The following is a 24,026-nucleotide window of genomic DNA, read 5'->3' as shown; positions in this document are numbered from 1 at the left end:
CAGCGACCTGTCAGCACCTGTCCAGCGGAACCGCCCAGGCTGGCTCGCCGTAGCCACCTCGGACCGCGCCGCATGGGGAGGAACCCTTGCACCAGAACCTGATCGTCGCCCGGATGGAACCGTCGCAGGCCGCTTCGGTCGCGCAGATATTCGCCGAATCCGACGCCTCGGAGCTGCCCGATCTGATCGGGGTCTCCCGGCGCACGCTGTGGCGTTTCCACGACCTGTACTTCCATCTCGTGGAGGCAGACCAGGAGATCACCCCCAACCTCTACCGGGCGCGCAGCCACCCGCTGTACGAGGACATCCACGTCAAGCTCGCCCGGCACATCACGCCGTACGACCCCGCGTGGAGCGAGCCGAAGGACGCCATGGCCTCGGCCTTCTACACGTGGGAGAAGAAGCGATGAGTTCCGACGCGACAAAGGTGGCCCGCGCCGACGTCACACCCAACCGGCGCAGGGGCGGGGACGTCCGGGTCCTGCTGAGTCCCCGGACGGTCGGCGCCACCTCGGGCTTCATGGGGACCGTCACGCTGGAGCCCGGGGAGTACGTGTGCGAGCACTACCACCCCTACTCCGAGGAGTTCGTGCATCTGGTCCGCGGGACCGTCGAGATCACCATCGACGGCACCACGCTGACCCTGGAACCGGGCGACTCGGCACTGGTCCGGATCGGGCTGCGGCACCGGCTGGTGAACACCGGCCCCGTGCAGGCACAGGCCGTCTTCCACCTGGGGCCGCTGGCGCCTCGGCCGGAGCTGGGGCATGTCGACATCGAGTTCCTGCCCGGTGCCGAGCAGGCGCCCCCGCTCCAGGTCGGCGGCCCCCCGGCCGGCGGGGCGGGCGCATGAGGAGCATGGACGTGGCCATCACCGGCATCGGCGTGCTGGCCCCCGGCGGGGTGGGGCGCGACGCGTTCTGGCAGCGGATCATCTCGGGACGCGCGGCCACCCGCCGGGTCACCCACTTCGACCCGACGGGCTACCGCTGCCAGGTGGCCGCCGAGGTCGACTTCCACCCCGAGGCCCATGGGCTGACCCCTCAGCACACCCGGCGCATGGACCGGGCCGCCCAGTTCGCCGTCGCCGCCACGGACGAGGCGGTCACCGACAGCGGGCTCGACACCGGCGCACTGGATCCGGGGCGCCTCGCCGTGACGGTCGGCAACGCCGTGGGGTGCACCACCGGCCTGGAGCGGGAGTACCGCGTCCTCAGCGACGACGGGCGGCAGTGGATCGTGGACCACACCTACGCCGTACCCGAGCTGTACAACTACCTGGTGCCCAGCTCGATCGCGGCCGAGGTGGCCTGGTGGGCCGGCGCCGAGGGCCCGGCGTCGGTGGTCTCCTCCGGCTGCACCTCGGGCATCGACGCCCTCGGTCACGCGGCCGGGCTGCTGGCGGAGGGCAGCGCCGACGCGGTGGTCGCGGGCTCCGCCGACGCGCCGATCTCACCCATCACCATGGCCTGCTTCGACGCGATCAAGGCCACGTCCACGTACAACGACGAACCCGAGCAGGCATGCCGGCCCTTCGACCGCACCCGCCGGGGGCTCGTCCTCGGAGAGGGAGCCGCCATGTTCGTGCTGGAGAACGCCGAGCACGCCCGGCGCCGCGGCGCACGGGTCTACGGGCGCATCCTCGGCTACGCCACCCGTGCCAACGGCTACCACATGACCGGACTGCGCCCGGACGGCCGGGAGATGGCCGAGGCCATCGGTGCCGCGATGAACCAGGCCAGGGTGGACCCGCGGGACATCGACTACGTCAACGCGCACGGCTCCGGCACCAGGCAGAACGACCGTCACGAGACGGCGGCGGTCAAGAAGAGCCTGGGCAACCGGGCCTTCGAGGTGCCGATGAGTTCCATCAAGTCGGTGGTCGGGCACTCTCTGGGGGCCATCGGTTCCATCGAGGTCGCGGCCTGTGCGCTGGCGATCGAGCGGGGCGCCGTCCCGCCTACGGCCAATCTGCGGGAACGCGATCCCGAATGCGACCTGGACTACGTGCCGTTGACGGCACGCGAGCAGAAGGTCTCGGTCGCGCTGTCGGTCGGCAGCGGGTTCGGCGGTTTTCAGAGCGCCATCGTGCTGGCCGGCCCCGGCAGGGCCGTCGCATGAGCGGCACAGCCGCGGTGTTCGTCGGCATAGGCGTGACGGCCCCCAACGGGCAGGGCACGGAGGAATGGTGGGCGGCCACGCTGGCGGGCAAGAGTGCCATCGACACGGTCGGCACCTTCGACGCCCGCGAGTATCCCTCTCGACTCGCGGGTGAGATAAGGGACTTCGATCCGACGGAGTACGTCTCGCCCCGTGTCGTCGTCGAGACGTCCCGCATGAGTCACTTCGCCCTGGCGGCGACCCGGATGGCGCTGGACGACGCAGCTGTCGACCCGTCCCGGCTGCCGGAGTACGAGCTGGGCGTGATCACCGCCAACGCCACCGGCGGAGCCGAGTTCGGCCAGCGCGAGTTGCAGAAGCTCTGGCGTGGCGGCCCGCGGGACGTGAGCCCGTACATGTCCATCGCCTGGTTCTACGCCGCTACCACCGGCCAGATCTCCATCGGGCACGGGATGCGCGGACCGTGCGGGGTCATCGTCAGCGAACAGGCGGGCGGACTGGACGCGCTGGGGCAGGCACGCCGCGTGGTGCGCGACGGCGCCCGCCTCGTCGTCACCGGCGGCACGGACTCCTCGCTCTCCCCGGCCGGCTTCGTCTCCCAGCTGCCCACCGGACAGCTCTCCCCGGTCACCGACCCGGCCGGCGCCTACCTGCCGTTCGACACCAGCGCATCCGGCTTCGTCCCCGGCGAGGGCGGCGCGATCCTGCTGCTGGCGAGCGCCCGCGCCGCGCGTGAGCTGAACACCGAACCCTACGGCGAACTCGTCGGCTACGCAGCGACGTTCGACCCCCGTCCCGGATCGGAGCGGCCCCCGTCGCTCGCCCGCTGCATGCGCGAGGCCCTGACCGACGCGCGACTGCGGCCGGAGGACGTCGACGTCGTCTTCGCCGACGGGCACGGCAGCCCGGAGCGCGACCGCCAGGAGTCGCAGGCGCTCGCCGCGGTCTTCGGCCCCCACGGGGTCCCGGTGACCGTTCCCAAGACCATGACCGGCCGGCTGTACGCCGGGGCCGGCGCCCTCGACACCGCGGGCGCCCTGCTGGCCCTGCGCGACCAGGTCGTCCCGCCCACCGTGCACGTCACCGGCCCGGCCGCCCACCACCACCTGGACCTGGTCCTCGACCAACCGCGCGAACTGCCTCTGCGCACCGCCATGGTCGTCGCCCGGGGTTACGGCGGGTTCAACGCCGTGGCCGTCGTGCGGCGGACCGGATGACGTGCGGGGCAGTGCAGCCACACCATCACGAAGGAGCGGAGGAACGACCGTGAGCGCATTCACTCTCGACGAACTCAGATCGATGCTCCAGGAAAGCGTGGGCGTCGACGAGTCGGTGGACCTCGGCGGTGACATCCTCGACACCCCTTTCAGCAGCCTGGGCTACGACTCCCTCGCGATGCTGGAGATCACCGCCCGCATCCAGAACGACCTGGGCGTTCCCGTCCCCGACGAGCACATGGAGCTGATGACGACCCCCCGGGCCGTCCTCGACTACATCGACCACCACCTCCCGGAAGGACGCTGACACATGGCCGCACGGACAGAGAACTCCGTGGTCGTCGACGCGCCCATGGAACTGGTGTGGCGGATGACCAACGACATAGAGTCCTGGCCGCAGCTCTTCGACGAGTACGCCTCGGCCGAGATCCTGGACCGGGCGCCGGACGGAACCATCCGCTTCCGGCTGACCATGCACCCCGACGAGGACGGCAAGGTCTGGAGCTGGGTCTCCCTGCGCAAGCCGGACCCCGCGACCCGCACCGTACGCGCCCACCGGGTCGAGACGGGCCCGTTCGAGTTCATGGACATCGCCTGGGACTACCGGGAGACCGACGGCGGCGTGCGGATGCGCTGGGTCCAGGAGTTCCACGTACGGCCCGCGATGCCCTTCGACGACGAGGCGATGGCCGCGCACCTCGACGCCAACACCAAGGTGCAGATGGCCCGGATCAAGAAGCTCGTCGAGCAGGCGGCCGGCCGGCGGACCGGTTCCGGGTCATGAACCAGATCCTGCTGCCGCTCGCCCTGGTCGGGAGCGGGATGGCGGCCGGCGGACTGATGATCGCCTCGCTGGGAGGAGCCCCGCTGCTCCTCAGCCTTCCGGTCGAGCGCTACGTCCCGGTGCACCAGTTCCTGGTCACCCGCTTCGACCCCTTCATGCCGATCTGCATGATCACCGCGATGCTCTCCGACGCCGCCCTGGCCGCCCTGGGCACCGGCCGGGTACCGGCCGCCGCCGGGACCGCCGGCGTTCTGCTCCTCGGTGCGATCGTCGTGTCCGTCACCAGGAACGTGCCGATCAACAAGTGGGTCGGCTCCCTCGAACCGGGTGCCGTACCGCCGGACTGGGACCGGCTCGACCCCCGGGTGCGATGGCGCAACTGGAACCTCGTCAGGACCGCGCTCGCGGTCGCGGCACTGCTGGCCAACGCCGTCGGCGCCGCACTCTCCCTGTGAACCGAAGACGATTGGAGACGCCCCGATGAACCTGTCGCTGGACGGGCAGCACGTGCTCGTCACGGGAGGCACCCGAGGAATCGGCCGGGCCGTGGTACTGGCCCTGGCCGCCGCGGGCGCCGACGTCCTCACCTGCCACCGCCAGGACAACGACGACGCCCAGAGCCTCGTCCGCGTCCTGAAGGAACTGCCCGGCGACCACCACGTGGTCAAAGCCGACGTCGGCCGCCCAGAGGACGTGGACCGGCTGCTGGAGGAGTGCAGGATCCGGTTCGGCAGGCTCGACACCGTCGTCAACAACGCCGGAGTCATCTCCCACGTGCCCTTCGCCGAGCTGTCCCTCGAGGAGTGGCGGCGCATCCTCGACGCCAACCTCACCGCGCCCTTCCTGATCACCCAGAAGGCACTGCCGCTGCTCACCGAGAAGGCCTCGGTCATCAACATCGGCTCCCGGGTCGCCACGGTCGGCCTTCCGCTGCGGGCCCACTACACCGCGAGCAAGGCCGGCGTGATCGGGCTCAGCCGCTCCCTGGCCAAGGAGCTGGGGCCCCGGGGCATCCGCGTCAACGTCGTAGCCCCCGGCGTGATCGAGACCGAGGAGGCGGCCAAGCTGCCGCCCGAGGAGTACGAGGCCCTCCAGCAGAGGTACCGCCACATGACCGCGCTCGGCCGGCTCGGACTTCCCGCCGAGGTCGCCTCGGTCGTCGTCTACCTCGCCGGCTCGGCGTCGGGCTACCTGACGGGCGAGACCATCCACGTCGACGGAGGGATCTGACATGGAGCGCGCCGACGGCGTCTTCCGGGTCCTGCTGTGCGTGCAGACACACCCGGGCATGGGAGCCGACTTCGAGCGGACCTGGCTGGAGATAGGCCACGCGGTCACCGCCGACCCGGCCAACCTGGGTCAGTGGCTGCTGCGTTCGACCGAGGAGGAGCACGTCTACTTCATCATCAGCGACTGGACCGACGAGCAGGGCTTCCGCGCCTTCGAGCACAGCGAGCAGCACGTCGAGCACCGCGAGAGGCTCCACCCGTACCGCTCCGGCGGCTCCATGTCCACCATGCGGGTCGTCCACCACCTGCCCTCGGCGGAGGCGGCGGTATGAACCGCGAGATCCGGGTGATCGTGTACTGCCGGGCCCCCGAGGAGGGAGCCGCCCCTCTCGAGGCCGCTTTCCTCGGTATCAACGAGGACCTCGCCGAGGTGCCCGGCCTGCTGCGCAGCGAACTGCTCCACTCCACCCTCCAAGGGGAGGACGGCATCTTCGCCGTCCTGAGCTACTGGCAGGACGCCCAGTCGTTCCGCGACTGGGAACAGGGGGCCGCCCACCGCTCGCAGACCTCGCCGTTGCGCCGGTACCAGGACCGCGGCGGCAGCCGGCACTACGGCATCTACGAGGTCCGGGACGCGGCCTCGTTCACCGAGTCGTGAGCCGCCGTCCGCGGCACGGAAAGGAAGCCGTGATGCGTCGCCTGCTGCGCGCTGTGGGACGCGGGGTGTCCGAGGGATTCCAGACACTGGGGGCGGCGTACTTCCCCCTGCCCCCGTGGCAGGACTTCCACCTGAGTCCCGCCGCGGCCGCCTTCCTGCTGAGTCACTACGGCACCCCGACCCTGGCCGAGCCGCCCCCGGGGTCCCCCGAGCGCCTCACCTGCGAAGGCGAGGCGACCTCCGCCGAACGGTCACTGATCAGCGAACTGAGCCGGGACCTGCGGTGGCCCGCGGAAAGCTCCGACAAGGAAGAAGCCCCCTGATGTCCACTGCCGCTCCCTCCCGCACCCTGCTCGTCACCGGTGCGGCGGGTTTCATCGGTGCCAACTTCGTCCACTACTGGCGCGAACAGCATCCCGACGACACCGTCGTCGCCCTGGACGCGCTCACCTACGCCGGGAACGAGGAGAACCTCGCCGGTGTGCGCGACGGGATCGTGTTCGTGCACGCCGACATCGGCGACGGTGACCGGGTGGCGAAGGTCCTGCGCGACCACCGCGTCCGGACCGTGGTGAACTTCGCCGCCGAATCCCACAACAGCCTCGCCGTCCTGGACCCCGGCAGGTTCTTCCGCACCAACGTCATGGGCACCCAGCGACTCCTGGAGGCGTCCTTGCGCCACGGGGTGGAACGGTTCCACCACATCTCGACCTGTGAGGTGTACGGGGACCTCGCGCTCGACAGCACGGACGCCTTCCACGAGGACTCCCCCTACCGCCCGCGTACTCCGTACAACGCCAGCAAGGCCGGCGCCGACCACGCGGTGCGGGCCTATCACGAGACCTTCGGGCTGCCCGTCACGGTGACCAACTGCGCCAACAACTACGGCCCGCTCCAGTTCCCGGAGAAAGTGATCCCGCTGTTCGTCACCAACGCCCTGCGCGGCAGGAGCCTGCCCGTGTACGCCTCCCGGCACCACCGCCGGGAGTGGATCCACGTCCTCGACCACTGCCGGGCCATCGACATGGTGCTGGCCGACGGGGTGCCGGGGGAGACCTACCACGTCGGCACCGGAGTGGAGGCGAGCGTCCAGGACATCGCCGACGCGGTGCTCGGCGAGCTGGGACTGCCCGCTTCCTTCCAGACGACCGTGGCGGACCGGCCGGGACACGACCGCCGGTACCTGCTGGACTCGACGAGGATCAGGCGGGAACTGGGCTGGCGGCCCACCGTCGCGTTCGGCGCCGGCCTGCGGGAGACCATCCGGTGGTACCGCGACCACCCCGAGTGGTGGGAGCCCCTGCTGGGACGCCGTCCGGTCACGGAGGACCCGGCCGTCTGGCAGCCGTCCGGGGCGGGTGCGCGATGAAGGCCCTCGTCCTCGCCGGAGGCACCGGCTCGCGGCTGCGGCCCATCACCCACACCTCCGCCAAGCAGCTCGTCCCCATCGCCAACAAACCGGTCCTCTTCTACGGTCTGGAGGCCATCCGCGAGAGCGGCATCCGCGATGTCGGCATCATCGTGGGCGAGACGGCGGCCGAGGTGCGCCGCGCGGTGGGCGACGGGTCCGCATTCGGCCTGTCCGTCACCTACATCCCGCAGGAGGCGCCGCTGGGCCTCGCGCACTGCGTGCTGATCGCCCGCGAGTTCCTCGGCGACCACGACTTCCTGATGTACCTCGGGGACAACTTCGTCATCGACGGCATACGCGGTTTCGTCACCGACTTCCAGACCCAGCGACCCGACGCGCAGGTCCTGCTGACCAAGGTCGCCGACCCCACGCAGTTCGGGGTGGCCGAACTGGACGCCGACGGCCGGGTGGTGGGCGTGGCGGAGAAACCCAGCCACCCCAAGAGCGACCTCGCCCTCGCCGGGATCTACCTGTTCACCCCGGCCGTCCACCAGGTCGTCGCAAGGCTGCGGCCCAGCCTCCGGGGCGAGCTGGAGATCACCGAGGCCATCCAGCAGCTGATCGTCCAGCGTGCCGACGTGCGTTCGCACATCATCACCGGCTACTGGAAGGACACGGGCAAGGTCGAGGACATGCTCGAGTGCAACCGCATGGTCCTGGAGACCGTCGAGCCGCGCATCCGGGGAACGGTGGACGCCGACAGCGAGGTCATCGGGCGGCTGGACATCGCCGAGGACACCGTCGTACTGCGCTCCAGGCTGGTGGGCCCGCTCTCCATCGGCCCGGGCACGGTGGTCGAGGACAGCTACATCGGCCCGTTCACGTCGGTGGGCGCCGGGTGCCGGCTGGACCACACGGAGATCGAGTACTCCATCGTCATGGACCGCTCGTCCATCAGCGGGGTGCGCCGGATCCACAACTCGCTCATCGGCAGGGACGTGGAGGTGTCCCCCGCGGCTCCGACGCCGCGCGGCAACCAGCTGATCGTGGGCGACCACAGCCGGGTCCGGCTGAACTACTGAGGCCGGGGCCGGCCGATCTACCGAAGGAGACACCATGCCGCACACCGCCGCGCCGGGCACCCGGTGGAGGGCCGCCGCGTCCCTGGCCGAACGGCTGGCCCGATCAGCGGCCGTCAGGGACAGCCCCGGTCTTCCGACAGAGGACGTGGTGCTGCCCTGGCTGGCACGCGAGCGCCGCGACGGCGGGTTCGCCGTCTCCCGCATCCCCTTCGCCCAGCTGGACCAGTGGAGCTTCCACGAGGAGACCGGCAACCTCGTGCACCGCAGCGGGCGGTTCTTCACCGTCGAGGGACTGCGGGTGACCGGCGAGGACTGGCCCGCCGGCGGCTTCAACCAGCCCATCATCAGCCAGCCGGAACACGGGATCCTCGGCATCCTGGTCCGCGAGTTCGACGGCGTGCCGCACCTGCTCATGCAGGCCAAGATGGAACCGGGCAACACCGGACTGGTGCAGCTGGGCCCCACCGTCCAGGCCACCCGGAGCAATTACACCCGGGTCCACCGCGGTGGCGGCACCCGCTATCTGGAGCACTTCACCGGCCCCGGCCGGGGCCGGGTCCTGGTGGACACGCTCCAGTCCGAGCAGGGCGACAGCTTCCTGCACAAACGCAACCGCAACATGGCCGTCGAGGTCTTCGAGGACGTCGCCGCGGGCCGTGGCCACCGCTGGATGACGCTCGGTCAGGTCCACGCCCTGATGGGTCTCGATCACGTGGTCAACATGGACGTCCGTACCGTGCTGGCCTGCCTGCCGCTCGGCCCGGAGACGACACCCGGCGGCGGTCCCGCGGTGCCTCGCGCCGATCCGTTCCAGGAGGCACTGACCCGCTCCCTGAGCCCCGGCGAGTCCGTCCGCCACGACGAGTTGGAACTGCTCACCTGGCTCACCGACCTGCGCACGGGAACCCCCCGGTCCGCCCGGCTGATCCCCCTGAGCGCGCTGGTGGGCTGGCGGCGGAGCGAGGACGCCATCAGCGAGCCCTCCGGGCGGTGCCACCGGGTGATCGCCGTCTCGGTCAGAGCCGGCACCCGGGAGGTGACTCACTGGACCCAGCCGATGCTGGAGTTCCCCGGCCAGGGCGTCGCGGCGTTCGTGGTCCGGCGCATCGACGGTGTCCTGCACGTGCTGGTGCGGGGAAAGGCGCAGCCCGGACTCCGCGACGGCATCGAGCTGGCGCCGACCGTGAGCTGCGTCTCGCGCGACTGGCGCGCGCTGCCGCCCGGCGAGCGGGCCCCGATGCTGGATCACGTGCTGGGCGCCGACCCCGCACAGATCCGGTTCGACGCCGTGCTCCCCGAGGAGGGCGGCAGGTTCTACCGGCGCGACAACCGCTACCTCGTGGTCGAGGCCGGTGACGACTTTCCCGTCGCCGAGTCCGACACCATGCGTTGGGTGACGCTGCGTCAACTCAAGCGCCTGCTGAGGTACGGGACGTACGTCAGCGTCGAGGCCCGCACGCTCATCTCCTGCCTGCAATCGCTGTGGGACGGCGTCCGGTGAGCGGCACCCCTCCCGGGGAGCGGACCGGCAGGGCACCGGTCACCATGGGCGTGCTCGGATGCGCGGACATCGCCGCACGCAGGATGCTGCCCGCCATGGCCGCCGGATCCCGCGTACGCGTCACCGCGATCGCCGGCCGGGACCCCGCAAGGACCGCACTCTTCGCCGCGCGGTTCGGCTGCGAGGCCGTCGACGACTACGCGCGGCTGCTCGCCCGGCCCGACATCGACGCGGTCTACATCCCCCTGCCCACCGGCCTGCACGCCCGGTGGACGCTCCGTGCCCTGGAGGCGGGCAAGCACGTGCTGGTGGAGAAGTCCGCGACCGCCACGCTCGCCCAGGCGCACGAGGTGGTCGGCCTGGCACGTGAGCGCGGGCTGGCGCTCATGGAGAACTTCGCCTTCGTCCACCACGGCCAGCACGCGGCTGCCCGACGACGACTGGACGGCGACGAGATCGGCGAACTCAGAGTTCTCCAGGCATCGTTCGGCATTCCGCCGCGGCCACCGGCAGACATCCGCTACCGGCCGGACCTCGGCGGCGGAGCGCTGCTGGACGTCGGAGCCTATCCGGTACGGGCGGCCCTGATGTACCTGGGCGACGACTTGGAGGTGGTCGGCTCGACCCTGCGCCTGGACCGGGAGCGAGGGGTGGACGTGTCCGGGAGCGCCCTGCTGGCATCGCCCCGCGGTGCCACGGCCGAGCTGAGCTTCGGCTTCGAGCACAGCTACCGCAGCCACTGCTCCCTGTGGGGCAGCACGGGGCGGCTTGTCCTCGAACAGCCCTTCTCCCCACCGGCCACCGCCCGGCCGGTGACGCGGCTGGCCCGGCAGGACCACCTCCAGCATTTCGTGCTCGGCGCCGAGGACCAGTTCGCCCGTGCAGCCGACCACTTCGCGCACCTCAGCCGTGGTCCGGCAGCGGCCCGCGAGGAGGAGTACACGCAGATCCTGCGCCAGGCAGCCCTGCTGAGCGCCGTTCGCGCCACCGCCCGGACGACCCGGTCGGCACGACGCCCGGACGCATCCTGAGAGGGAGAGACATGACAGACGTACGAACCCCCGTGCTCGTCGTGGGGGGAGGACTCGTCGGCCTGTCCGCGGCGGTGTTCCTCACCTGGCAGGGCCAACGGCCTCTCCTGGTCGAACGCCGTCCGGGTACCTCGGCCCACCCCCGGGCCAGAGGCGTGAACGTCCGGGCGATGGAGCTGTTCCGGCAGGTCGGACTCGAGGAGCGGATACGGGCCACCGAGTCCGCCCGCGCCCTGGCGGACAACAGTGGCATCGTCCAGCTCGACTCGCTCGCAGGCCACCGGCAGAGGGAGTTCCTGCCGGGCTACCTGGACGACGGCACCGAGGACCTGAGCCCCACCGGATGGACCCTGTGCGAACAAGACGAACTGGAACCGCTGCTGCGCGAACGCGCCGAGGAGGCCGGGGCCGACCTGCGCTTCGGGCACGAGCTGATCGCCCACGTCCAGGACGCCGACGGTGTCACGGCCACCGTACGCGACCTGGCCACCGACGAGCGGTACACCGTGCGGGCGCGCTACCTGGTGGCGGCCGACGGTGCCGCCAGCCCGTTGCGGGGGGAACTGGGCATCCCCCGGTCCGGGCGGGGCGTCCTGGCCCGGTACCTCAACATCCACTTCCGCGCCGATCTCACCGAGGTCCTCGGCGAGAGGCGCTTCCTGATGGCCTACGTGCACAACGCCGACGTCACCGCGGGACTGCTCCCCGTCAACAACAAGGACCGCTGGCTGCTGCACGTGCCGCTCGGCTCGAACCGGGGGCCCTGGGACGAGCAGCGGTGCGAGGCGGCCGTGCGGGCCGCGGCCGGTGTACCGGAGCTGCCGGTGAAGATCCTGGGGGCCCAGCCGTGGGATGCCGCGGCACTGGTGGCAGGAAGATTCCGCCACGGGCGGATCTTCCTGGCCGGCGACGCGGCTCATGCCATGCCGCCCACAGGCGCCTTCGGCTCGGGCACCGGCGTCCAGGACGCCCACAACCTCGCCTGGAAGCTCGCCGCCGTCCTGCGCGGCGACGCGCACGCGCACCTGCTCGACACCTACGAGAGCGAACGGCTGCCCGCCGCCCGGGCCACGGTGGAGCAGGCGGTGCTCCGCTCCCTGGACCGCCCCGGCCGCAAGGCGACGGCACCGGCCGGAACGATCCTGCCGGACCACGCGGTGGCGCTCGGCTGCCGATACCCGGTGCCCGGCACCACCACCGACGACGGCGTACTCGTGCGACGGCTCACGGGCACGCCGGGCACACGGGCACCGCACATGTGGCTGGAGCACGACGGGAACCGGATCTCCACCCTGGACCTGTACGACGGCAGGGGCATCGTCCTGGTGGCGGGGGAGCGGGGCGGGCACTGGTACGACGCCGCCCGCCGTCTCTCACCCCTCGTGACGGCCCACCGCATCGGGACCCACGGCCTGGCCGATCCGCTGGGCCGGTGGGCGGAGGTTCACGGGGTGCCACCGACCGGGGCGGTCCTCGTCCGCCCGGACGGTTACGTACTGGAGCGCTTCGACGGATCCGCCCCCGGTGCCGCCCTGACCGGCACGCTGAGCACGTTCCTCGGCCGCCCGGCCGCCCCTCGCCCCACGGCGGGGTCCACCACGACGACGGGGAGCGCGGGATGAGACTGCACCTGTTCAAACTCGGCACCAACCCGGTCGGTGCGCCGGTGCCCGGCTACCTCGTCCAGGCCGACGACGGCACCAACGTGCTCGTCGACACCGGTTTTCCGCGGACCGCGTCGGGCCCCCGCGCTTTCGTCACCGTCGGGCCGGACGAAGGCGTGGAGGCCAGGCTCGCGGCCGTCGGACTGCGCCCCGCCGACATCGCGCTGGTGGTCTGCACCCACCTGGATCCGGACCACGCCGGCAACCACGACCTCTTCCCGGACGCGGAGTTCGTCATCCAGCGCGGCCACTACGAGCGGGCGAGGGCGGGCGTGCCGGCCCGGGTGGAGATGGCCAGGGCCGCCTGGGACCAGCCCCATCTGAAGTACCGGCTGGTCGACGGCGACACGGAGCTGCTCCCCGGTCTGGACCTCGTGGAGAGCCCGGGGCACGTCGAGGGCCACCAGTCGGTCCTGGTACGACTGCCCCGGACCGGCGCCGTGCTGCTCGCGGGTGACGCCATCCCGTCAGGTGAGCATCTCGACCCGGAGGCCCGGGCCGTGACCCCCTTCGACGTGAACGAGTCCGCGGTGCGCGCCAGCACCCGCAAACTGGTCGCACTGGCGAAGGCGGAGGACGCGCTGCTCGTGCGCGGGCACGACGCCCGGCAGTGGCCGGTACTGCGCACGGGACCGGACGACTGCTACGAGTGACGGCGGGCCGCGTGCGGGCGGCCGGCCCCGGTGCGGGCACGCCGCAGCAAGGGGTGAGGGCGGCGGGGAGAGGGTGTTCCTCTCCCCGCCGCCCTCACCCCTCCCGCCCGGGGCTCACCACAGGACAGGCAGGGCCTTCGGCCCCCGCTGCATGGTGCGCAGCTCCCATTCCAGGTCCGTCACGGGCACGGCGAGGCGCAGCCCGGGGAACCGGGCGATCAGCCCGCCCAGGGTGATGCTCAGCTCCGCGCGGGCCAGCTGAGCACCGAGGCAGCGGTGGGGGCCGTGACCGAAGCCGAGGTGCGGATTTGGGTGCCGCGTCACGTCCAGCTCGTCGGGGCCGGTGAACACGGCGGCATCCCGGTCCGCCGAGATCACGGCCGGCAGGACCGCCTCCCCCCGGCGTACCAGAACGCCGCCCAGTTCGACGTCCTCCAGGGCTATGCGGACGGTGCCGCCGCTGACCGCCGCCGGGGTGTAGCGGACCAGTTCCTCCACCGCGCCGTCGAGCAGCGAGGGCTGTTCGCGCAGCCGGTCCCACTGGTGCCGGTGCTCCAGCAGAGCCAGGACGCCGCCGCTGATCTCATGGGCGACCGTTTCCACCCCGGCGACCAGCAGGGTCACCCCGAACGTCACCAGCTCCTCCTCGTCCAGCCGCTCCTCCTCGGGTGCGTTGGCCAGGTCGCTGAGCACCCCGGCGCCGGGCCGGCGCCGCTTCTCGACGATCAGACCGGCCAGGTAGTCCTTGAGCGCCGTTGCGGCGGCCTCGATCTCCCCGGCCGTGCGGTCGGTGACGCTCAGGTAGTCCTTAGCCCAGGTTCCGAACCGCTCCTGGTCCCCGGCGGGCACTCCGAGCACTTCGCAGATCACCATGACCGGCAGGGGCCTGGCCACCGCCGAGACGAGATCGGCGCCCGGGCCGGCCGCCGCCATGGCGTCCAGCAGCCCGCCGACGGTGCGGCGGATGCCCGGCCGCAGCAGGTCCACCCGCCGGGTGGTGAACGCCCGCATGGCGATCCTGCGCAGCCGGGTGTGTTCGGGCGGGTCCATGGTGGTGAGCGAGCGGGCCTCCAGTGCGGTGTGCCGGGCCCGGGGGGCGTGGGCCCGCGCGGCGGCGGCCCGGCTGAAGCGGGGGTCCGAGAGCAGGCGCCGGTTGTCCTCGTAGCGAGCGGCGATCCAGGCCCGGTCCCCGGTGGGCAGGGTCACGCGTCGCATGCCGTCCGTCTCGCGCAGCTCTGCGAACTCCGGTGCCGGATGCCACGGTTCGGCGGACGGGAAGGGGAACGGCAGCGGCGGGTGGTCGTTCGTCACGTGGGTCTCCTGACGGTGTCGGGGCGTACGGCGGCACTGGCGGGCGGGATGTCACCCGCCGGGCGCCGTCACCGGACGGCGGGTCTCGATCAGCCGCTCGAGCAGCGACGCGAGTTCCCGTGGCGCCTGGCGTCCGGCGAAGGCGGCACGCATCGCGGACGCCGCCCGCCGGACCGCGGGGTCGGTGAGCACGCGGTGCACGGCCGCGGCGAGGAGGGGTTCCGGCGGGCGCCGCCGCCGCAGGTCGACGCCGGTGCCGCTCCACGCGATCCGTGCGCACACCTCCGGCTTGTCCTCGGTCACGCCCGAGGCCACGATCGGGACGCCGTGCGCGAGCGCGAGCTGTACGGTGCCGTACCCGCCGTTGGTGACCACGGCGTCCAGGTGCGGCATCAACCGGGCGTAGGGCAAGAACGGTTCGACGTGGACGTTGGCCGGCAGCGAGCCGGGGCGCAGCGCCTCATGGGAGGCGCCCGCCGTGGTCACGACGACGGTGATGTCCTGGTCCCGGAGCGCCCGGACGGCCGGCACCACCAGCTCGCCCAGGTCGCGGGCGCCCGTCCCCTGGGTGACCAGGACCGCCGGCCGGCCCGCGGCCAGCTCCGGCCACCAGGGCGGGAGCGGGCCGGAGGGCGGCGGGGCGGGGAGCAGCGGCCCGATGAACCGCACCTGCTCGGGCAGCCTGGCCCGCGGGTATTCGAACTCCTCCACGGTGGCCTGCGCGTACAGGTAAGGGGTGAGATTGGCGTCGAACGGACTGCTGCGGAGCGGCGGCAGGCCGAGGTCTGCGCGGATGACGTTCATCAGCCGCAACGGCTCCGGGAAGCGGCGGCGTTCGACCGCTTCGGCGTACCGGCGCCGTGCCCGCCGCCAGGGCTGCCCGCCCGGCGGCCAGCCCTTGCCGAACGGCGGCACCAGCGGATCCGGGATCGCCAGCGGCGCCACACTGATCGTCGCCCACAACTCCCCGTGCAGCTCGTGCATCAGGGAGGCGGCGACGAGTGTGGAGTCGGCGAGCAGGACATCGGCCCGGTGCCGTGCCATCAGCGTGCGCAGGTCCTCGTACTGGCCCGGCACCGGCCGGACGAAGACCTGCTCGGTGAACCACGCCCCGCGGGCCTGCGGTGGGAGCGCGAGGAACTCGGGGTGCTCGTCGGTCAACCGGTCCAGGTCGACGAACGCGCCCCGCTCCGGGGGCGCGTACTCGGCACCGGAGCGCGCCACCCGGTCCGCATATCGGGCGCCTGTGTACCAGAGGACACGGTGCCCGCGGGCGGTCAGCTCCGCTGCGACGGGGCCGCAGGGATTGACATGGCCGCTGGCCGCGAGGGTGGCCAGGAGGATCGTGGACATCGTCCGCTCCGTCACTCGGGATGGTGCCCGCCGCAGGGTGTGGGCGCACGGCGCCGGACCGGCGCTCCGGCCACGGTCGCCCGTGCCGCTGGACTCCGGCTGGACACGGCGCGGTGCGGGCGTCGGTCCGGCGGACGGCTCAGCCGCGGGCGTCCTCGACGGGCTGCCGCACGACCCTGACCCCGCGCTTCCACACGCCGGACACGGCCCGGCTCGCCCGGATGTCCCGTGTGGGGTCGCCGTCGACCAGGAGGAGATCGGCGCGCAGGCCCGGCGCGATCCTGCCCCGGTCGGTCAGGGAGAAGACCGCCGCGGGAGTCGCGGTCGCCGCGGTGAGCGCCTCACACGGAGTGAGTCCGGCCTGGACCAGCAGCTCCAGCTCGCGGTGGAGTCCGATGCCGTGCAACCACATCACCGAATCGGTCCCGGCGAGCAGCGGTACGCCCGCGGCGTGGGCCGAGCGGACGGCGGCCTGCGCGGCACCGAGGTCGACGCCGAGCCGCCGTGCCGCGCCCCTCCGGTGCCGCTCCAGCAGTTCCCGGTCCGGCGCGCACAGATGGCGCGCCACGGTCTCGTCGTCGGCTAGTGTGCCGAGCGCGGGGCTGCCGGAGAACAACTCGACCATGGTCAGCGTGGGCACGGCGAAGACCCCGTGCCGCGCGAGCGCCTCCCCGAACCGCTGCCCGGGCGCCTCGTCGACGAGCAGGTGGGCGAGCCCGTGCGCGCCGGCCTCCACCGCGTCGAGAGCGGCCCGTACGGTCCCGGTGTGCACCATGGTGAGCAGGCCGCGGTCCCGGGCCGCCGCGATGACGGCCGCCATGGTGGCCTTGCGGATGACCGGCAGTTCGGTGCCGTGCATCCGTCCGGAGACCTGGCCGTCGTCGTAGTGCACCTTGATGTAGTCCGAGCCCTCGGCGACGCGCGCCTCGACGAAACCGGCCGCCTCCTCGGGCTCGGTGAGCGTCGGGATGTCCGGGAAGCGCGCGGAGCCGTGGCCGCCGGGCACGGTGGCGGCGCAGCCGGCGGACCTGAGGTCGGCGATCGAAGAGCCGAGCGGCCCGTCCTGCTCCTTCTTCGCGGCGGCGACCGCGTCGGGGAAGTTGGCCATGTCCAGTTCGGTGCCGACGCCCCACCGCAGCGCCTGCCGCAGGGCGTCCCCGACCACGTGGGTGTGGGCATCGATGAGTCCGGGCAGCAGGGTGCGTCCGCCGCCCTCGACCACCTCGGCGCCGCCGGGTACCGGCAGCTCGCTGCCGACCGCCTCGATCCGGCCGGAGGCGACGACGACGGTGTCCTCGGCACGGACACACTGCCCGTCGAAGACACGCACGTTGCGGAAGATGGTTCGGCCCATGGGAGTCCTCCTGTGGATCGCGCGCTGCCATCGCGCGTCGATCGAGCGTCCAGCGCCTCGGGTGAGGCTGGGAACGCGGTTCCGGAGATCCGCGTCAACCTGTGCGCCGCACTGACAGGGACTCGCCGACAGGGCCGTGGGAAGCCGGTCGCGGTCCACCGTAGGCGAGGAGCGGACGGGTGTCCATGGAGCCCCGGCCGGTCCGGTCCGGGCCGCGCAGGCCGGCTCCGCTGTGGCGGGGGATCCAGTGAGGAGGCATGACGGTCATGGTGGCGGCGACTGAAGTGGTGGTGGTGGGGGCGGGCCCCGTAGGGCTGTCCGTGGCGGTCGAACTCGCCAGACGGCGCGTGAAGTGCCGGGTGGTGGACCGCAGGGCCGAACCGCGCCCGGGCACGCGGGGCTGTACCCTGTGGCAGCGAACCCTGGAGACGCTCGATCTGATGGGCCTGCCCATGGCCGACTTCGCGTCACGGGCGGTGAGCTACCGGCGCAGGGTCTACCACCCGTTCGGTGGCCCCGAGTTGGCCGTCGAACTGCGTGAGGGGAACACGCCGTATCCGCTGCCGCTGCTGATCGGCCAGCAGGAGACCGAGCGGGCCCTGACGGAGCGGCTGCGGGACCTGGGCACCGAGGTCGAGCGCGGCGTGCGCGCGGCCGGCCTGGAACAGGACGCCGAGGGCGTGACCCTCACTCTGGACCGCGCCACGGGAACCCGCGAGATCGTCCGGGCCCAGTGGGTGGTCTCCGCCGAGGGTTCCCACAGCATGGTTCGGGAGGCACTGGGCGTACCCTGGCACACCCGGCGCTTCACGGGCACCCAGCTCGTCCAGGTGGACGCCGTCGCACACGGCCTGCCCGGCGACGGCGCCGGTGAGGCCCACCTCCACCTGACCGCGGACGGGTTCCTCGGCGACCTGCCCCTGCCCGACGGCCGGCGCCGGCTCTTCGCGGCTGTCGCCGACCCGGACCCCGGGGACCGGAGCGACCCGTCCGTGGACGAGGTCGAGGCGTACGTCCGCAAGCTCTCCGGGGTGCCGGACATCCGGCTCCGGTCACCCCGCCACAGCTGGCGGGTGCGGCTGCACAACAGCGTCGCCGGCTCGTTCCGGTACGGCCGCTGCCTGCTGGTCGGCGATGCCGCCCGCACCGTCATGCCGGTCACCGCCCAGGGGATGAACACCGGCATTCAGGACGCATTCAACCTCGGCTGGAAACTCGCGGCCGTCGTCGGCGGCGCCGGCGAACGACTGCTGGACACCTACGCGGCCGAACGGCTCCCGGTCGCCCACAGCCTGCTGCGCCGCACCGAGCGCTCGTTCTGGGGAGGCGTCGGCACCCCACCGACCCCCGAGGCCGTCACCGTGGGAGTCCGCAGGCAGCAGCAGGCACGGTCGGACCAGGCCGTGGACTACCGGGACAGCACGCTCAGCCGCCAGTGGGCCGAACGCCCCGGTCCCAGGGCCGGTGACCGTGCCCCCCAGATCGCGCTCACCGGCGCGGACGGCAACCCCACCACCCTCTACGACGAACTGCGCCACGGTGACTGGGTGTCCGTCGCCGCCGTACCGCGGACCGGCCTGCCGCACGGGGTGCGGAGCGCGCGACCCGCCGCCACGGCCGCCGGCAACCCGGCGGACCCGTACGCCCTGGCCGAGGGCGAGACGCTGCTCATCCGGCCCGACGGCTACCTCGGGTGCCGTGTCGGCCCCGGCGACAGCCGTGCACCGGCACGGTACCTGCGTGAGACGTACGGCAGCTGACATCACCCACACGCGAACCCGAGGACAGCGGACAGCACGAGGAGAAGCGGATGCCGGACACGGACGCGGAACGCACGGACGCCGCCCACGAGATCGCACTTCCCGACGGCCGCAGGATCGTGGCCCCGGATCCCAACCAGGCGGCCGTGCTGTGGCACGAGGTCACCGGGAACGACCTGTACGCCAGGGGCGTGGAGGGCCTCGCGGCCGGGGACGTCGTCTTCGACGTGGGTGGGAACCTGGGGCTCGCCGCCCTGTTCTTCTCCGACCTTGTCCCGGGCCTGCGGGTGTACTCCTTCGAACCGGCCGAGGACTGCTTCGCCTGCCTGCGGGAGAACACGCGCCGGCACGGGACCGGCATCACTGCCGTCCAGGTCGCCGTCGGCTCCCGTCCGGGCACGGGGGAGCTGACGTACTATCCGCGGTCGCCCGCGCAGAGCAGCCTCTACCCCGACGAGGACGAGGACCGGCGCCACCTCATGACCTATCTGGCCAACACCGGCATCGACGAGGACACGGCTCGCGCGCTGGGGGAGACGATGTACCAGGGCCGCCGGTACCACGTGGACGTCACCACCGTGACCGCCGCCATGGCCGAGCACGGCGTCGACGAGATCGCGCTGCTCAAGATCGACGTGGAGCGTGCCGAACAGGACGTCCTGGACGGCATCGAAGAGAGCGACTGGCCCCGGATCCGCCGTGTCGTGGCGGAGGTCCACGACCACGACGGCCGGCTGGCGGCCGTCGTGGAGGGGCTGACCCGGCGGGGATTCACCGTCTGCGTCGGGCAGGAGGAGATGCTCACCGGGACCGGCGTACAGATGGTGCTGGCCGTCCGGGACCGTTGAGCGGCCCCCCTGCCGGGTACGTCCGGCGCCCGGCGTCCAGTCCCCTGCGAGTACGCCCTGAGAGCATCACGAGCCCTCCGTTCCCACGTCCCGCGATCACCTCGACGCTATGGAGATCACATGCGAGTGCTCATGACAGCCATCCCGGCACCGGGACACGTCACCCTGATGGTCCCGCTGGCCTGGGGACTGCGTGCGGCGGGCCACGAGGTCGTGGTCGTCAGCCAGCCGGACCTGGCACCCGTCATCCGTGGAGCGGGCCTGCCCGCCCACGCGGTGGGTGAGCACCTGGACCAGCTGGCCATGCTGCGCGAGCGACTGCCCGACGACCAGCCGCCCATCGAGGCGTGGGGCCGGCAGGGTGAGGTCATGGCCGCGATAGCCGCGCGCACCTGGGCCACCTTCACCCAGTACGCCGTCGACAGGTACGTGGACTTCGCCACGGCCTGGCGGCCGGACCTGATCGTCTCCGAGCCGTTCGAGTTCACCGGCCGGCTGGCCGGCGGGGTCCTGAAGATACCCTCGGTGCGGCACGGACTCGGGGTCAACGGACTGACCGGGCGCTTCGACGGGACGGCCAGAGAGGTGCTGTCCCGGACCGCGGACCGCCTCGGCCTGGAGTCCGGCCTGCCCGAACCGGCCCTGACCCTGGACCCCTGCCCGCCCACCCTCCAGTACCCGGGCATCAGCGGCGCCCAGCCACTGCGGTTCGTCCCGTACAACGGCACCGGTGTCCTCCCCGACTGGGCCGTCGACATGCCGCGTGACGTGCGCCGCGTCTGTGTCTCCCTGGGCAACCAGACGATCGCGCTCAACGGCATGCCACTGCTTCGCCGGCTCGTCGAAGCGGTCAGCGGCATCGACCGGACCGAGGTCGTCGTGGCCGTGTCGTCGTCGGACCTGCCCCTGGTCGGAGACGTACCCGGCAATGTGCGCCTGGTGGACTCCCTGCCGCTCCAGCTCTTCCTCCACCACTGTGACGCGGTCGTCCACCACGGCGGCGCCGGCACGGCCCTGACCGCCACGTCCTTCGGACTGCCGCAGCTCGTCGTGCCCCAGTTCCTCGACCAGTTCGACTTCGGCGACCGGATCGCCGCCGTCGGCGCGGGCATCGCTCTGGACACCGTGGAGAAGCAGAACAGCGTCGAGGGCCTGCGGCAGGCGGTCACCGATCTGCTGGAGGACTCCGCCTACACCCGGGCCGCGCGGGGGCTGCGCGACGAGATGGCGGCCATGCCGTCGCCCGCCGAGACCGTCACCCTGCTGGAGCAGCTGGCCGCAGGCCGCTGACCACACGACCGGGCACGACATCGCCCGCGCGCGGGAGGGGAGGCATCCGCCTCCCCTCCCGCGCGTACTGTTCTCAGCCGAGGTCGAACCAGTCCTTGAAACTGATCGCGGCGGCCAGATCTCCCTCGGTGCGCAGTCGCCGCTGCGTGCTGAGCTCGAATCCGGTGGCCAGCCCCGTGGACAGCAACAGCAGGTCGCCCAGGCTGATCGTGGTGACGGCGGTGGGCGAGGTGTCCGCGCCCCTGCGGATCCGGCACCGGCCGTCACCCACCGAGACCGTGTACTGCCGCGTCCCCGCCGACGTCGCGACGTCGAACCGGAACTCACCCGCGGCACCGGAAGCCCGCTGCGAGACGAACGCCCCCTGATACAGGGCGAAGAGCGCGTCCAAGGCGGCGTCCGGGCTGCCGAACGCCTCCTGCGCCCTCGCCGCCGCGTCCTCGGGCGAACCCCCCTCGACCAGTTTGCGCAGTTCCTCGAAGCTGCGGGCATGTGACTCCATCATCGCTCCCCTCTTTGAGCAGTCGTGACCGGCTCGCACCGTCCCAGGTCCCACTGGACGCGCCGTGGACGGGCGGTTCGCCACCCGTCCCGGGCGACGGACCGCCCGTCCGCCCGGCAGACGCCTCCCGTCCAGCGACCTGCCAGCACCCGGCACCAGACTCGTCCCCGAAGGCCCGGCACACGTGAGGAGGGACCGGCGCCCCATGGAGATCATCGGAGACGGGTTCATCGCCCGGCATCTGCGTCCGTTCGCGCACCGCCATCCGGACACAGTGGTGTTCGCCGCCGGGGTGTCGAGCGCCGGATCGCTCTCGGAGGACCAGTTCGCACGGGAGGCGGACCTGCTCTATTCGGTGATCCGGCGCTGCACGGCCGACGGGCGGCGGCTGGTGTACCTCTCGACCAGTTCGGCCGGCATGTACGGGGCGCGGGGGTGCCGCGGACGGGAGGACGAACCCGTCTTCCCCGGATCGGCCTACGCCCGGCACAAGCTGGCCCTGGAAGCGGTCCTGGCGGCCTCCCGCGCCGACCACCTCGTCCTCCGCACGACCCATCTGGTCGGACCCGGCCAACGGCCGCACCAGCTGCTGCCCTCGCTGACCGAGCAGATCCGCGGCGGCTCGGTGGTCGTGCACCGCGGCGCCTACCGCGACGTGCTCGACGTCCGGGACGCCATCGCCTTCTTCGACGGCCTGCTGGCCGTCGCCGAACCGAGACAGGTGATCAACGTGGCGTCCGGCACCTCGGTGCCCGTCGAGGAGATCGTGGCCCACATCGAGCGGTCACTGGGCACCGTCGCGCACAAGACGTACCGCCATGCCGCCGCTGCCTACACTGTGTCCGTCGAGCGGCTCGCGCGGTTGCAGCCGGACGTGCACGCACGGGTCGCCGACCCGGCCTACTACCGCACGGTCATCGACCGCTACCTGGGTTCGCCACCTCCACCCGCGCGAGCCGCCACCGAGGGGGAACGCCGGTGAATGTACGTCTGCGCGCGCCGGAACACCGGTACAGCCGCATCCTCGGCGTCGGTGCCTACCGGCCCCGCCGGGTGGTGACCAACGCCGAGATCTGTACCCGCATCGACTCCACCGAGGAATGGATCGAGAGCCGTTCCGGCATCGTCACCCGCCACTTCGCGGCCCCCGACGAGACACTCGCCGTGATGGCGGCGTCGGCCGGCGCCCAAGCCCTCGCCCACGCGGGACTGGAACCCGACCGGCTCGACTGTGTGCTCGTTGCCAGCATGTCGAACCTGCTCCAGACGCCGCCGGTCTCGGTCACCGTCGCCCACGCGCTGGGCGCGCACCGGGCGGGCGCCTTCGACCTCTCGGCGGCCTGCGCCGGCTTCTGCCACGCGCTGGGGGTCGCCGGTGACCTCGTCTCCTCCGGCGGCGCCGCGCACGTACTGGTGGTCGGCGCGGAACGGATGACCGACATCGTCGACCCGGAGGACCGCACCATCGCGTTCCTCTTCGCGGACGGCGCGGGCGCCGTGGTCGTCGGGCCGTCCGACGAACCCGGCATCGCACCGGCCGTGCGCGGGGCCGACGGCTCCCACCTCGGCGCGCTGCGCATGGACGGCGAGTGGGCCGGGGCCGGTCCGGACCGGCCGCGCCCGTACATGCGGATGGACGGCCGCGGTGTCTTCCGGTGGGCGGTGAGCCGGATCGTGCCCGCCGGGCAGCAGGCCATGGCGCAGGCGGGTGTGGACGCGGCGCGGCTGGCCGCGTTCATCCCGCACCAGGCCAACCTGCGGATGATCGAGGTCATGGCGGACCGTCTCGGTCTGCCCGCGGACGTGGCGGTGGCCACGGACGTGCGCCGCAGCGGCAACACCTCCTCGGCCTCGATCCCGCTGGCCATGGAGCGGCTGCTGAGCGAGGGGACGGCGCGCAGCGGCGATCCGGCGCTGCTCGTCGGGTTCGGAGCAGGTCTCAACTACGCCGGCCAGGTCGCCCTGTTGCCCTGACGGCTACTCGGAGAAGGAGGAGAAGGTGCGGAGATTCACGCTGGCCGACTTCCAGAAGAGCGTCGACGCCTGCGTAGGCACCGACGAGAGGGTCGTCTTCGACGACTCCGCGATGGACGTCACGTTCGCGGAGCTGGGGCTCGACTCGCTGGCGGTCTACGAGATGTTCACCCGGCTCGAGGCCGACCTGGGCCTGGAGATCCCGGACGACGACCTGGACGGCCTCACGACGGCCGGCGCGGTGCTGACGTACGTGCGGCACCGCCTTACCGGGGAACGGCACTGACATCACCGAAGGGCGGCGGAGGCCATCGGCCTCCGCCGCCCTTCGCGTTCGCGCCCT

The 24,026-nt window shown here is 72.2% G+C and carries 27 protein-coding genes; 23 read left to right on the top strand and 4 right to left on the bottom strand.

The window, feature by feature from the left end:
* Window positions 1-86 precede the first annotated feature (86 nt).
* The 17 genes from ABZ117_RS23125 to ABZ117_RS23045 are packed head-to-tail and all read left to right on the top strand — an operon-like array spanning window position 87 to window position 13,291.
* Window positions 87-410 carry a TcmI family type II polyketide cyclase gene (locus tag ABZ117_RS23125; RefSeq protein WP_356823570.1) on the top strand — a complete coding sequence of 108 codons (324 nt, stop codon included), beginning with the start codon at window positions 87-89 and terminating at the stop codon, window positions 408-410.
* Complete coding sequence (locus tag ABZ117_RS23120; RefSeq protein WP_356823569.1) at window positions 407-853, top strand: cupin domain-containing protein; 447 nt, start codon at window positions 407-409, stop codon at window positions 851-853. The genes ABZ117_RS23125 and ABZ117_RS23120 overlap by 4 nt, the downstream gene beginning before the upstream one ends.
* Window positions 850-2,121: a beta-ketoacyl-[acyl-carrier-protein] synthase family protein gene (locus tag ABZ117_RS23115; protein ID WP_356823567.1), complete on the top strand. Its 1,272-nt coding sequence runs from the start codon at window positions 850-852 to the stop codon at window positions 2,119-2,121. The genes ABZ117_RS23120 and ABZ117_RS23115 overlap by 4 nt, the downstream gene beginning before the upstream one ends.
* Window positions 2,118-3,338 (top strand): ketosynthase chain-length factor, encoded by a 1,221-nt coding sequence (locus ABZ117_RS23110; RefSeq protein ID WP_356823565.1) that lies wholly within the window; start codon window positions 2,118-2,120, stop codon window positions 3,336-3,338. The genes ABZ117_RS23115 and ABZ117_RS23110 overlap by 4 nt, the downstream gene beginning before the upstream one ends.
* 49 nt (window positions 3,339-3,387) lie before the next feature.
* The gene (locus ABZ117_RS23105; protein WP_356823563.1) at window positions 3,388-3,645 is read left to right on the top strand and encodes an acyl carrier protein; all 258 of its coding nucleotides are present in this window, start codon (window positions 3,388-3,390) and stop codon (window positions 3,643-3,645) included.
* Between the two features lie 3 nt (window positions 3,646-3,648).
* Complete coding sequence (locus ABZ117_RS23100; protein WP_356823561.1) at window positions 3,649-4,122, top strand: SRPBCC family protein; 474 nt, start codon at window positions 3,649-3,651, stop codon at window positions 4,120-4,122.
* Window positions 4,119-4,577, top strand: coding sequence for a DUF1772 domain-containing protein (locus ABZ117_RS23095; RefSeq protein ID WP_356823559.1), 459 nt, complete (start codon window positions 4,119-4,121; stop codon window positions 4,575-4,577). Before ABZ117_RS23100 ends, ABZ117_RS23095 begins: the two co-directional genes overlap by 4 nt.
* A 25-nt stretch (window positions 4,578-4,602) precedes the next feature.
* Entirely contained in the window at window positions 4,603-5,352 is a 750-nt protein-coding gene (locus ABZ117_RS23090; protein ID WP_356823557.1) for an SDR family oxidoreductase, read from the top strand.
* 1 nt (window position 5,353) lies between these two features.
* A complete protein-coding gene (locus ABZ117_RS23085; protein ID WP_356823555.1) occupies window positions 5,354-5,683 on the top strand; it encodes an antibiotic biosynthesis monooxygenase family protein in 330 nt (109 codons plus the stop codon).
* On the top strand, window positions 5,680-6,009 hold the full coding sequence (locus ABZ117_RS23080) for an antibiotic biosynthesis monooxygenase (protein ID WP_356823553.1): 330 nt from the start codon (window positions 5,680-5,682) through the stop codon (window positions 6,007-6,009). Before ABZ117_RS23085 ends, ABZ117_RS23080 begins: the two co-directional genes overlap by 4 nt.
* Window positions 6,010-6,041: 32 nt before the next feature.
* Entirely contained in the window at window positions 6,042-6,332 is a 291-nt protein-coding gene (locus ABZ117_RS23075) for a DUF6059 family protein (RefSeq protein ID WP_356823552.1), read from the top strand.
* Entirely contained in the window at window positions 6,332-7,378 is a 1,047-nt protein-coding gene (gene rfbB, locus ABZ117_RS23070; RefSeq protein WP_356823550.1) for a dTDP-glucose 4,6-dehydratase, read from the top strand. The genes ABZ117_RS23075 and rfbB overlap by 1 nt, the downstream gene beginning before the upstream one ends.
* Window positions 7,375-8,442: a glucose-1-phosphate thymidylyltransferase gene (locus ABZ117_RS23065; protein WP_356823548.1), complete on the top strand. Its 1,068-nt coding sequence runs from the start codon at window positions 7,375-7,377 to the stop codon at window positions 8,440-8,442. The genes rfbB and ABZ117_RS23065 overlap by 4 nt, the downstream gene beginning before the upstream one ends.
* A gap of 34 nt (window positions 8,443-8,476) precedes the next feature.
* A complete protein-coding gene (locus ABZ117_RS23060; protein ID WP_356823546.1) occupies window positions 8,477-9,943 on the top strand; it encodes an NDP-hexose 2,3-dehydratase family protein in 1,467 nt (488 codons plus the stop codon).
* A complete protein-coding gene (locus tag ABZ117_RS23055) occupies window positions 9,940-10,974 on the top strand; it encodes a Gfo/Idh/MocA family oxidoreductase (protein WP_356823544.1) in 1,035 nt (344 codons plus the stop codon). The genes ABZ117_RS23060 and ABZ117_RS23055 overlap by 4 nt, the downstream gene beginning before the upstream one ends.
* Before the next feature lie 11 nt (window positions 10,975-10,985).
* Complete coding sequence (locus ABZ117_RS23050; RefSeq protein ID WP_356823543.1) at window positions 10,986-12,596, top strand: FAD-dependent monooxygenase; 1,611 nt, start codon at window positions 10,986-10,988, stop codon at window positions 12,594-12,596.
* A complete protein-coding gene (locus tag ABZ117_RS23045) occupies window positions 12,593-13,291 on the top strand; it encodes an N-acyl homoserine lactonase family protein (protein ID WP_356823541.1) in 699 nt (232 codons plus the stop codon). Before ABZ117_RS23050 ends, ABZ117_RS23045 begins: the two co-directional genes overlap by 4 nt.
* A gap of 114 nt (window positions 13,292-13,405) precedes the next feature.
* Here ABZ117_RS23045 and ABZ117_RS23040 read toward each other — a convergent pair whose 3' ends face one another.
* The 3 genes from ABZ117_RS23040 to ABZ117_RS23030 all read right to left on the bottom strand — a co-directional run bounded on the left by ABZ117_RS23040 (window position 13,406) and on the right by ABZ117_RS23030 (window position 17,309).
* Entirely contained in the window at window positions 13,406-14,602 is a 1,197-nt protein-coding gene (locus tag ABZ117_RS23040) for a cytochrome P450 (protein ID WP_356823539.1), read from the bottom strand.
* A gap of 51 nt (window positions 14,603-14,653) precedes the next feature.
* A complete protein-coding gene (locus tag ABZ117_RS23035; RefSeq protein WP_356823537.1) occupies window positions 14,654-15,955 on the bottom strand; it encodes a nucleotide disphospho-sugar-binding domain-containing protein in 1,302 nt (433 codons plus the stop codon).
* Window positions 15,956-16,094: 139 nt separating this feature from the next.
* On the bottom strand, window positions 16,095-17,309 hold the full coding sequence (locus ABZ117_RS23030) for an amidohydrolase family protein (RefSeq protein WP_356823535.1): 1,215 nt from the start codon (window positions 17,307-17,309) through the stop codon (window positions 16,095-16,097).
* 257 nt (window positions 17,310-17,566) lie between these two features.
* On the opposite strand from ABZ117_RS23030, the gene ABZ117_RS23025 reads away from it, so the two are divergent.
* The 3 genes from ABZ117_RS23025 to ABZ117_RS23015 all read left to right on the top strand — a co-directional run bounded on the left by ABZ117_RS23025 (window position 17,567) and on the right by ABZ117_RS23015 (window position 21,207).
* Entirely contained in the window at window positions 17,567-19,069 is a 1,503-nt protein-coding gene (locus ABZ117_RS23025) for an FAD-dependent monooxygenase (protein ID WP_356823533.1), read from the top strand.
* Window positions 19,070-19,119: 50 nt separating this feature from the next.
* Window positions 19,120-19,917, top strand: a complete 798-nt coding sequence (locus ABZ117_RS23020; protein ID WP_356823531.1) for an FkbM family methyltransferase — start codon at window positions 19,120-19,122, stop codon at window positions 19,915-19,917.
* A 120-nt stretch (window positions 19,918-20,037) separates the two neighbouring features.
* Window positions 20,038-21,207 carry a nucleotide disphospho-sugar-binding domain-containing protein gene (locus tag ABZ117_RS23015; RefSeq protein ID WP_356823529.1) on the top strand — a complete coding sequence of 390 codons (1,170 nt, stop codon included), beginning with the start codon at window positions 20,038-20,040 and terminating at the stop codon, window positions 21,205-21,207.
* Between the two features lie 73 nt (window positions 21,208-21,280).
* On the opposite strand, the gene ABZ117_RS23010 is transcribed toward ABZ117_RS23015, so the two are convergent.
* Complete coding sequence (locus ABZ117_RS23010) at window positions 21,281-21,712, bottom strand: SCP2 sterol-binding domain-containing protein (RefSeq protein ID WP_356823528.1); 432 nt, start codon at window positions 21,710-21,712, stop codon at window positions 21,281-21,283.
* Window positions 21,713-21,914: 202 nt separating this feature from the next.
* Here ABZ117_RS23010 and ABZ117_RS23005 point away from each other — a divergent pair, with 202 nt between their 5' ends.
* The 3 genes from ABZ117_RS23005 to ABZ117_RS22995 are packed head-to-tail and all read left to right on the top strand — an operon-like array spanning window position 21,915 to window position 23,969.
* The gene (locus tag ABZ117_RS23005; protein ID WP_356823526.1) at window positions 21,915-22,691 is read left to right on the top strand and encodes an NAD-dependent epimerase/dehydratase family protein; all 777 of its coding nucleotides are present in this window, start codon (window positions 21,915-21,917) and stop codon (window positions 22,689-22,691) included.
* Complete coding sequence (locus tag ABZ117_RS23000; RefSeq protein WP_356823524.1) at window positions 22,688-23,683, top strand: beta-ketoacyl-ACP synthase III; 996 nt, start codon at window positions 22,688-22,690, stop codon at window positions 23,681-23,683. The genes ABZ117_RS23005 and ABZ117_RS23000 overlap by 4 nt, the downstream gene beginning before the upstream one ends.
* 25 nt (window positions 23,684-23,708) lie before the next feature.
* A complete protein-coding gene (locus ABZ117_RS22995; protein ID WP_356823522.1) occupies window positions 23,709-23,969 on the top strand; it encodes a phosphopantetheine-binding protein in 261 nt (86 codons plus the stop codon).
* Window positions 23,970-24,026 lie beyond the last annotated feature (57 nt).

The organism is Streptomyces sp. NPDC006309 (genome assembly GCF_040613095.1).
Classification (GTDB): domain Bacteria; phylum Actinomycetota; class Actinomycetes; order Streptomycetales; family Streptomycetaceae; genus Streptomyces.
Note: the sequence above shows the minus strand (reverse complement) of the source record. Positions and strands in the feature narration are given on the sequence as shown.